This window comes from Chryseobacterium gambrini (assembly GCF_900156825.1).
Lineage (GTDB): Bacteria > Bacteroidota > Bacteroidia > Flavobacteriales > Weeksellaceae > Chryseobacterium > Chryseobacterium gambrini.
Window position 1 is genome coordinate 558,156 of sequence record NZ_FTOV01000003.1, and the last position, 9,750, is coordinate 567,905.

At 36.3% G+C, this 9,750-nt stretch carries 9 protein-coding genes; 5 read left to right on the forward strand and 4 right to left on the reverse strand.

All coding sequences use genetic code 11. From position 1 onward, the window contains the following. Positions 1-34: 34 nt before the first annotated feature. From BW951_RS09010 to BW951_RS09025, 4 genes are all read right to left on the reverse strand, one after another. Positions 35-373: a DUF3817 domain-containing protein gene (locus BW951_RS09010; protein WP_076391918.1), complete on the reverse strand. Its 339-nt coding sequence runs from the start codon at positions 371-373 to the stop codon at positions 35-37. 84 nt (positions 374-457) lie between these two features. After that, complete coding sequence (gene nadD, locus BW951_RS09015) at positions 458-1,042, reverse strand: nicotinate (nicotinamide) nucleotide adenylyltransferase (protein WP_076391920.1); 585 nt, start codon at positions 1,040-1,042, stop codon at positions 458-460. Between the two features lie 9 nt (positions 1,043-1,051). After that, positions 1,052-2,764, reverse strand: coding sequence for a single-stranded-DNA-specific exonuclease RecJ (gene recJ / locus BW951_RS09020; protein ID WP_076391922.1), 1,713 nt, complete (start codon positions 2,762-2,764; stop codon positions 1,052-1,054). Between the two features lie 98 nt (positions 2,765-2,862). Next, a complete protein-coding gene (locus tag BW951_RS09025; protein WP_076391924.1) occupies positions 2,863-4,485 on the reverse strand; it encodes an ABC-F family ATP-binding cassette domain-containing protein in 1,623 nt (540 codons plus the stop codon). A gap of 205 nt (positions 4,486-4,690) precedes the next feature. Between BW951_RS09025 and smpB the strand changes: the two genes are divergently transcribed. From smpB to BW951_RS09050, 5 genes are all read left to right on the forward strand, one after another. Further along, positions 4,691-5,149 carry an SsrA-binding protein SmpB gene (gene smpB / locus BW951_RS09030; RefSeq protein WP_076391926.1) on the forward strand — a complete coding sequence of 153 codons (459 nt, stop codon included), beginning with the start codon at positions 4,691-4,693 and terminating at the stop codon, positions 5,147-5,149. 77 nt (positions 5,150-5,226) lie between these two features. Then, positions 5,227-6,717 carry an OmpA family protein gene (locus BW951_RS09035; RefSeq protein WP_076391928.1) on the forward strand — a complete coding sequence of 497 codons (1,491 nt, stop codon included), beginning with the start codon at positions 5,227-5,229 and terminating at the stop codon, positions 6,715-6,717. Between the two features lie 94 nt (positions 6,718-6,811). Further along, positions 6,812-7,552, forward strand: a complete 741-nt coding sequence (locus BW951_RS09040; RefSeq protein WP_076391930.1) for a YebC/PmpR family DNA-binding transcriptional regulator — start codon at positions 6,812-6,814, stop codon at positions 7,550-7,552. Between the two features lie 212 nt (positions 7,553-7,764). Continuing rightward, a complete protein-coding gene (locus tag BW951_RS09045; protein ID WP_076391932.1) occupies positions 7,765-8,592 on the forward strand; it encodes a UDP-2,3-diacylglucosamine diphosphatase in 828 nt (275 codons plus the stop codon). Further along, a complete protein-coding gene (locus BW951_RS09050; RefSeq protein ID WP_076391934.1) occupies positions 8,589-9,557 on the forward strand; it encodes a glycosyltransferase family protein in 969 nt (322 codons plus the stop codon). Before BW951_RS09045 ends, BW951_RS09050 begins: the two co-directional genes overlap by 4 nt. Positions 9,558-9,750 lie beyond the last annotated feature (193 nt).

Genomic DNA, 9,750 nt, shown 5'->3' on the forward strand with positions numbered 1-9,750 from the left:
AGAAAAAGAACCGAAATGGTTCTTTTTATTGAATTTATTCTCTGTCGAAACGGGCTAATTTTTTATCAATCCAGATGGTGGCAAACGGGAAGAAAGCGGCAATTAAGGCAAAAACGCTGTCTTCATCATCCCAGATGTAAATTTTTCTGACTGCGGGTAAAAAGATCAGATAAAGAGAAAAAAAGAAACCGTGAATACTTCCGATGGTACTGATGTAGACAATAGGAAGAATTTCATCGGGATTGGTACGGATCCAGATCATTGCCGTGAAAAGAAAAAACCACGAAACGGCTTCTGCAAGGCAGATATTCTTAAACCACTTAATGATTTTTTCCTGAGGATATTTTGAGAAAAATTTTTCGATGAAGTTCATAGTATTGAATTGAGAATTCGGTTTATGAGTTGAAATTACAGTTATTAATTCTAATTTCTAACGTCTGATTTCCTGAATACAAAATTACTTATAAAAACTGCTCCCATCCAAATAATCAAAAACTTCGGGAGGAAGCATCGGTCTTACATTTTTTCCGCTTTTAATCATGTTACGGATTTCTGTTGCGGAAAGCTCAATAACCGGCGCGTTGATTAGAGAAATATTTTCGTGCTGCAGATATTCGGAATCTTTCTTTTCACCTTCAAAAACTCTCGGATAAACAATGATGTGATGATTCTTAATCAAAGTTTCAGAATTTTTCCATTTGTGAAGGCTTTCCAGATTATCTTCTCCCATGATTAAACTAAAAGAATAGTCGGGATATTTCTCGTGAAGATAAGTCAGCGTATCAATTGTATAACTTGGCTGCGGAAGCGAAAACTCCACATTTGAAGCACGCATTCTCGGATAATTTTTTACCGCAAGCTGCACCATATCCAGTCGGTTATGATCTTTTAACAAAGATTTTTTTTCTTTAAAAGGATTTTGCGGACTTACCACAAACCAAAGTTCATCCATATCGGAATTTTCCAGAATGTAATTGGCTAAAATTAAATGACCAATATGAATGGGGTTAAACGAACCGAAAAATAAACCAATTTTTTTCATAAAAAACTTCTAATCCCTGAATTGTACATCTTTAATATTCAGATAATGTGTTACATTTCCTTTCCAGTGATTTTCTTCCAGTGTAAAGGCAAGATCAAAATATTTATTTCTGAAATCATCGGCAAACTGACCTAATTTAAAGCCTACACATTCTATATTTCTTCCGGTGGACTCCTGCTTAATGTAAAATTTAAGATGATTATTATCTTTCCCCATTGTTTTAATATACCCCGAAATTTTCTGATTGGTTAAGGTAAGAATCGGTTTCATATTGTGGGGTCCGAAAGGAGCTAATTTTCTGTGGAAATTTATAAATTCTCGGTTAATTTCATCAATCTGAATTTCTGAGTCAATCGTAATGGATGGCTCTTTCTGATGTTCTTTTATTTTTTCTGAAACCACTCGTTCAAACTTTTCTTTGAAAGCCGCAAATTTTTCTTTCTCCATAGAAAGTCCTGCAGCGGCATGATGTCCTCCGAATTTTAAAAAATATTCCGAACACATATCCAGTGCTTCGTGAACATCAAAATCTGAAACGGATCTCGCCGAAGCCACCATTTCCCCGTTATTTCCATCGGTGAAAACAAGGGTAGGTTTGTAGTAGGTTTCAATTAATCTTGAAGCTACAATTCCTATCACTCCTTTATTCCATTCAGGATGATAAACGATGGTGGTATATTTTGTTTCCTGCTGAGATTCAATAACCTGATTCAAAGCAGAAAGAGTAGAATTCATATCCAGTTCACGCCTTTCATCATTAAGATTCATGATGTCACTCACAATCTGATGGGCGTGTTTCAGGTTATCCGAAACCATAAGCTCAACAGCTGCTTTTCCGTGAGAAATTCTTCCGGCAGCGTTAATTTTAGGCGCAATTTCAAACACAATATTTGAAATTTCAAAATGAGATAGTTTATCTTCGGGAATTAATAATCTTAATCCTAAATTTCTCGTTTTTCGAAGAGTTTTCAGTCCCATTTTAGCCAAAACCCTGTTTTCTCCGGTCATCGAAACGATATCTGCGGCAATGGAAATAGCGAGAAGATCTGTTAATTCAAACAGTTCTGCTTCAGGAAGTTTATAAATGGTGTTGAGACCCTGACAAAGTTTAAAACCTACTCCGCAACCGGAAAGTTCTTTGAAAGGATAACGGCAGTCACTTCTTTTCGGATCCAGAACGGCAACGGCGTCAGGAATTTCTTCTCCGGGTAAATGGTGATCGCAGATGATAAAATCGATATCTAGACTTTTGGCATAGCTGATCATATCTAATGCTTTGATTCCGCAGTCTAAAGCGATAATTAGCGAAAAGCCGTTTTCTTTGGCAAAGTCGATTCCTTCGGTGGAAATTCCGTACCCTTCAGAATTTCTGTCGGGAATATAGTAATCTAAATATTTTTTCTGAACAATTTTGCTGAGGTACAGATACATCAGTGCAACGGCAGTTGTTCCGTCTACATCATAATCTCCGTAAACCAATATTTTTTCTCCATTCTCAATTGCAGTGGCAATCCGCTCTACAGCTTTTTGCATATCTGCCATTAAAAACGGACTGTGAATGTCGTTAAGGTTGGGTTTAAAAAATTCTCTTGCCTTTTGATAATTGTCAATTCCTCTGAGAACGAGGAGTTTAGATTCAAAAGTTCCAAAACCAAGAGACGAACTTAATCCATCCACAATTTCCTCATCGGGTTCGGGCTTGTAAATCCATTTTTGACTCATTTCACAAAAATAGGGAATTATAATTTAAAAGAAAAGTTTATTGTTGAAGGGGAAGTGTTAAAAAAAACCGTTCAGCAGTTGAACGGTTTTTAAATATTTTAAGAATACATTTTCTCTCTTAATTCTTTTACTTTCTTATCAGCAAGATATTCATCGTAAGTCATTTCTCTGTCGATAATTCCGTTTGGAGTCAGCTCGATGATTCGGTTACAGACTGTGGAAAGCATTTCGTGGTCATGAGAAGCCAGTAGAATATTTCCTTTGAAGTTAGACAATGAGTTATTTAATGTCGTGATACTTTCAAGGTCTAAGTGGTTGGTTGGTTCATCCAGTAAAAGAACGTTAGCTTTCTGAAGCATCATTCTGCTGAACATACATCTCATTTTTTCACCTCCTGAAAGCACTTTACAGGATTTTAAAGCTTCATCACCGGAGAAAAGCATTCTTCCCAAAAATCCTCTTACGAATTCTTCATGACGCTCTTCATCATTTTTCGTGAATTGTCTTAGCCAATCAACCAAACTTAAATCTTCCTGAAAGAAATTTGTATTATCTAAAGGCATATGAGACTGGTTTGTAGTAACTCCCCAAGCAACAGCTCCTTTGTCTGCTTCTACGTTTCCGGCTAAAATTTCGAAAAATTCTGTGATTGCCAATGAATTTTTAGACAAAACAGCAACTTTATCACCTTTTTTAAGATTTAAATCGATGTTTGAGAACAATAATTCTCCGTCTTTGGTTTTTTCAAGACCTTTCACATCCAAAATCTGATCTCCCGCTTCTCTTTCCATTTCGAAAATAATGGCAGGGTATCTTCTTGAAGACGGTTTGATATCATCGATGTTTAGTTTATCAATCATTTTCTTTCTCGCAGTAGCCTGTTTCGCTTTCGCAACGTTTGAGCTGAATCTTGCGATGAAGTCCTGAAGTTCTTTCTTCTTTTCCTCCGCTTTTTTATTAGCCTGAGCTCTTTGTCTCGTTGCTAACTGAGAAGCCTGATACCAGAAAGAGTAGTTACCGGTGTAAAGATTTAATTTAGCATAATCCAAGTCACCGATGTGCGTACAAACCGTGTCTAAGAAGTGACGGTCGTGAGATACAACGATTACGGTGTTTTCATAATCTGCTAAGAAATCTTCCAGCCAAGAGATTGTATCGATGTCAAGGTCGTTCGTAGGCTCATCCAAGATCAATACATCCGGATTTCCGAAAAGCGCCTGAGCCAAAAGAACCTTTACTTTGTCTTTGTTCTCAAGTTCGCTCATCATTTGCCAGTGCATATCATCTTTAATACCTACGTTGGAAAGCATGGTCTGTGCATCAGATTCTGCAGTCCATCCTCCCATTTCGTCGTATATGACGCCTAATTCTCCGGCTTTAATTCCGTCTTCATCAGAGAAGTCTTCCTTCGCGTAAAGCGCATCCATCTCTTCTTTTATCTCGAATAATTTCTTGTTACCTCTCAAAACCGCTTCAAGCACAGTAAATTGATCATACGCAAAGTGATCCTGCTCCAGAACAGACATTCTTTTTCCAGGTTCCAAAGATACGTGTCCTGTTGTCGGGTCCTGCTTTCCTGTTAATATTTTAAGGAATGTAGACTTTCCTGCACCATTTGCTCCGATAATTCCGTAGCAGTTTCCTTTCGTAAACATAATGTTTACCTCGTCAAAAAGAACTCTTTTCCCGAATTGTAAAGATAAGTTAGATACTGTTAACATATAGTTTTGTAAATTTGGCGCAAAAATACGAAAAGAATTTGGGTATTTCGCAATAATGTAATAGTCAGGTTTTTAAATGTAGCGTATTTTTTATATATTTCAATAGCTAAATTTAATAAAATGCAGAAAATTAATTCACGAAAAAATTAAATTCAACTGCAACCTTATTAAATTTTTACATCTTATAAATACATACGAATTTAACATGAAGATCGAAAAAACAGTCAATATATTCAACCGAAGAGCCAGATTTGAGTATGAAATTCTGGAAGAATACGAAGCGGGAATGGTTTTAACGGGTACAGAAATAAAATCTTTACGTTCTTCCAAAGCATCTATTGCAGAATCGTTCTGTCAGTTTATTGATGGGGAATTGTACATCATTAATATGATGATCGACGAGTACAAATTAGGAACTTTTTACAATCATAAAACAAAAAGGGAACGGAAATTGCTCTTGCACAAAAAAGAGTTACAAAAATTAGAAAAAAAGTTAAAGGATGCAGGGAACACTATTATACCTCTTAAATTATATATCAATGACAGGGGAAAAGCAAAGGTTCTCATAGCGCTGGGTAGAGGTAAAAAACTCTTCGATAAAAGGGAGAGCATAAAAGATAGAGAAAATAAACGAAACCTCGACAGAATATTAAAGAAAAGTTAAAAATCATCTGAAAAACTTTGTATATAAAGAAAAATTATATTTATTTTGCATTATCAATTATTTAATCATTTAATTCTATGAAAAATCTAAAATTAGGAATTTCAGCATTGGCACTTACTGTTGCTTCTACTGTGTTCGCTCAGACTACCAACAATCCGTGGTTAATCGGGGTTGGTGCTCACGCGGAAAACCATATGGCACAGAGAACAAACTTCAGTAACACGTTCTCTGCTAATAATTTGACGAAGACAATGTTCAATATGAACAACTTCTCTATTACTCCGCCATTATCAAAACTTACTGTAGCTAGGAACATCGGTAAAGGTTTGGTAATCGACTGGCAGACTACTGTTGGAAATGTTGAAAACAAAAGATTCAACATGGGTAAAGAGTTTATGTTGATGACAGGTTTAGGTTTCCAGGCGAAGGCTGCAGGTCTTCTTTGGAACGAAGAATCTTGGTTTGATCCATATTTAAGAGTTGGTGCTAACTATTTAAGACACGACTATACTTCTCTTACTTTCCCTAGAACGGATGCTAACGGAGAATATGTTACAAATGGTGACAACGGAAACGAAAGCGGTAAAGCTAACTTCTTTACAGTTGCTACTGGTGCAGGTGCTAACTTCTGGTTAACTAAAAACTTCGGTTTAGGTATCCAAGGAGATTACGTATCAACTCCGGGAGACAAATCTAACGTTGCTAACTTCTGGCAAGCTTCAGCATCTTTAAACTTTAGATTTGGTAACAGAGATAGAGATAAGGATGGTATCTTAGATAAAGACGATTTATGTCCGGATACACCAGGTTTACCAGAATTCCAGGGATGTCCTGATACTGATGGTGATGGAGTTCCAGATAAAGACGATCAATGTCCAGAAGTGGCTGGTCCGGTTGAAAACAACGGATGCCCTTGGCCAGATACTGATGGTGACGGTGTAATCGACAAAGATGATGCTTGTCCTACAGTTGCAGGTCCTGCTGAAAACAACGGTTGTCCTTGGCCAGATACAGACGGAGACGGAATCTTAGATAAAGATGATGCTTGTCCTACTGTTCCAGGTCTTCCAGAATACAACGGATGTCCTAAGCCTAAAGCTGTGACAGCTAAAACTGTTGAAGAAAAATTAGGAAGTGTATTCTTTGATTTCAATAAAGCTACTATCAAAGCTGAGTCTAAACCCGCATTAGATGAAGCTGCTGATCTAATCAAGAAAGATGGTGGTAACTATCTATTAGAAGGTAGAACTGATGCTAAAGGATCTGAAGCTTACAACTTGAAACTATCTAGAGAAAGAGCTGCTGCTGTAGTTGCTGCTTTAGATGCAAGAGGTGTAGATGCTAATGCTCTTAAATCAATTGGTGTAGGTAAAGCTAAAGCTACTGTACCTGCAACGGCTTCTGATATTGAAAGACAAGTAGACAGAAAAGTAGTTGTAACTGCTATCGAAGATGCGGCTCAGTGGAATGCTCTTAAGAAAAGAGACTACGAAGATCCAACTCCGGTAAAAGTAATCAAGAAAAAAGCTCCAGCTAAGAAAAAAGCTCCGGCTAAAAAGAAAAAATAATTAAATTTTTCTAAATATAAATACCTCCAGTTCTCTGGGGGTATTTTTTTTTCGTTCACTTTTAAGTAATTTTGTTGAAAATTAAAAATATAAAATGGGAAGAGCGTTTGAATATAGAAAAGCATCTAAGATGGCCAGATGGGACAAGATGGCTAAGACTTTTTCTAAAATAGGTAAAGATATTGCATTAGCGGTAAAAGCAGGAGGTCCTGATCCGGAATCTAATCCTGCACTAAGAAGATGCATCCAGAATGCAAAAGGTGCAAACATGCCGAAAGACAACGTAGAAAGAGCGATTAAAAAGGCAAGTGGAGCAGATGCAGAAAACTACGAAGAAATTACTTACGAAGGTTACGGACAAGGTGGTGTTGCTTTTTTCGTAGAATGTACAACAAACAATACAACAAGAACTGTTGCCAATGTAAGAGCTATTTTCAATAAGTTTGATGGTAATCTTGGTAAAAATGGCGAGTTAGCTTTCATCTTCGACAGAAAAGGAATTTTCACGATCGATTTAACTCAGATTAAAATGGACTGGGACGATTTTGAAATGGAAATGATTGACGGCGGAGCAGAAGACGTAGAAAAAGACGAAGAAGAAGTAATGATTACAACAGCTTTCGAAGATTTCGGTTCTTTATCTCACAAGCTTGATGAACTGGGAATTGAAGCAAAAAGCGCAGAACTTCAGAGAATTCCGAATAATACAAAGGAAGTGAACGAAGAGCAGTTCAAGGCAAATATGAAAATGCTTGAACGTTTTGAAGACGATGATGACGTGCAAAACGTTTATCATAATATGGAAATCACAGAAGAGTTGATGGAAACTCTCTAAAAAATAGTAGTTGTCCGGAATTTATCATCAATAAAAAACTTTGGGATCTTTGCTGAGTGAAACGCCTTTGCGAGCTTAAAAAGCGGTTAATATTTAAAAACTTTTGCGAACTTAGCGTTAAAATTAAGCATTATGATGAATTAAGGATAAGTAAAAAAATAATATAACATTCATATACAGTTAACTTTCAAGTAGTTTCTTTGCATAAAACTATGAAAAGAAACGTCGAATTAGTTGTTATATCGGATGTTCATCTGGGAACTTACGGATGTAAGGCTAAAGAATTACTGCGATATCTTAATTCTATTCAGCCTAAAACTTTAGTTTTGAACGGAGATATTATCGATATCTGGCAATTCAAAAAGTCTTACTTCCCTAAACCCCATTTAAAGGTCATCAAAAAAATATTGTCCTTTGCCACAAAAAACACAGATGTTTTCTACATTACCGGAAATCATGACGAGATGTTCCGGAAGTTTACCGACTTCCAATTGGGTAAACTTAAAGTCTGTAATAAAATCTGTTTAGACATAGACAATAAAAAAACATGGATCTTTCACGGAGATGTGTTTGACGCTTCCGTTCAGCATTCGAAATGGATTGCTAAACTGGGAGGAAAAGGCTACGATTTATTAATTGTAATCAATAATGTTGTGAATTGGTTTTTGGAGAAAATGGGAAAAGAAAAATATTCATTTTCAAAAAAAATTAAAAACAATGTGAAGAAAGCGGTAAAATACATCGGGGATTTTGAGCTGACTGCCTCCGAACTTGCCATCGATAATCACTACGATTATGTAGTTTGCGGACATATTCATCAGCCGCAGATTCGGGAGGTGATTAATAAAAAAGGTTCCTGTACGTATCTTAATTCCGGCGACTGGATCGAAAATCTTTCCGCACTGGAGTACAATAATAACGAGTGGAAGATTTTTTATTATGACGAACATAAAGATTCTTTAAAAGATGATACCGCAGAGGAAATTCAGGAAATCGGCAGTGATGAACTTTTAAAAATAGTAACCAACTTCAGCCAATGAGAATTTTATACGCCTTTCAGGGAACCGGAAACGGACACGTCGCACGCGCACAGGAAATCGTTCCGATCCTGAAAAAATATGCTTCTGTCGATACACTTATCAGCGGACATCAGTCGCAGTTAAAGGCAGATTTCGATATTAATTTTAAACACAAAGGCGTTTCCCTTCTTTACGATAAAACAGGCGGTTTATCCTATCGGAAAACGTTTACAGACAATAGTTTTTTAGAAGCCTTCAAAGCGATCCGCGAAATTGAGCTTTATCAGTACGATTTAGTCATCAATGATTATGAGCCTTTAACGGGATGGGCTTGTAAATTCAAAAAACATCCGATGATAGAACTCAGTCATCAGGCTTCCATGTTGTTTAAAGAAACGCCGAAACCGGATAAAAAAGATTTTTTCGGGGAAATGGTGCTGAAATATTATGTTCCGGGCGAAAGAAGAATTGGTTTCCACTTCGAAAATTATCATCCTCAGATAAAAAAACCGGTTATCAGAAGGAAAATCCGAAACCTGAATCCCGACAAAAAAGGTTTTTATCTGGTGTATCTTCCGAGTTTTTCGGATGAAAATATCATTAAAGTTTTAAAGCAGATTCCGGTAGAATGGAAAGTTTTTTCCAAATATTCCAAATTGCAGTTTAAGGAAAATAATGTTGAAATTTTTCCGATTGATGAAATTCAATACTTAAAATCGTTTGAAAACTGCGATGGAATTCTCTGCAATGCAGGTTTCGAAAGTCCCGCAGAAGCACTTTTTATGGATAAAAAACTGTTCGTAATCCCTATTCATAATCAATATGAGCAGGAATGCAACGCCTGCGCTTTAGACAAGATGGGAATTCCGAATTCTAAAGTTTTGAAACTCGAAGAAATACAGAATTGGGTAAATTCCGATCAGCATCTGAAAGTAGATTATCCGGATGATATTGAGGAAATCTTGGTGAACGAAGTGTTAAAATAATAATTAAGGTAACATATTTTTCATATTAGTTTTTAGGCATTTGATTTTAATAAATGACGATCAAAAACTCTGTTTAGAAAAGACTTATTACTATATTTTATAGCTAACTCAATATATTTCGTCAAGTGATCAATTTTTGAAAAAGTTCATACGGATCACACCTTACCTTTCTTCTCATACTTTTAGCCTGTGC

Coding starts and splice junctions, on each gene's coding strand:
- BW951_RS09035 (WP_076391928.1), top strand. CDS start 5,227: ATGAAAAATCTAAAATTAGGAATTTCAGCATTGGCACTTACTGTTGCT.
- BW951_RS09040 (WP_076391930.1), top strand. CDS start 6,812: ATGGGAAGAGCGTTTGAATATAGAAAAGCATCTAAGATGGCCAGATGG.
- nadD (WP_076391920.1), bottom strand. CDS start 1,042: ATGAAAAAAATTGGTTTATTTTTCGGTTCGTTTAACCCCATTCATATT.
- smpB (WP_076391926.1), top strand. CDS start 4,691: ATGAAGATCGAAAAAACAGTCAATATATTCAACCGAAGAGCCAGATTT.
- BW951_RS09045 (WP_076391932.1), top strand. CDS start 7,765: ATGAAAAGAAACGTCGAATTAGTTGTTATATCGGATGTTCATCTGGGA.
- BW951_RS09025 (WP_076391924.1), bottom strand. CDS start 4,485: ATGTTAACAGTATCTAACTTATCTTTACAATTCGGGAAAAGAGTTCTT.
- BW951_RS09010 (WP_076391918.1), bottom strand. CDS start 373: ATGAACTTCATCGAAAAATTTTTCTCAAAATATCCTCAGGAAAAAATC.
- BW951_RS09050 (WP_076391934.1), top strand. CDS start 8,589: ATGAGAATTTTATACGCCTTTCAGGGAACCGGAAACGGACACGTCGCA.
- recJ (WP_076391922.1), bottom strand. CDS start 2,764: ATGAGTCAAAAATGGATTTACAAGCCCGAACCCGATGAGGAAATTGTG.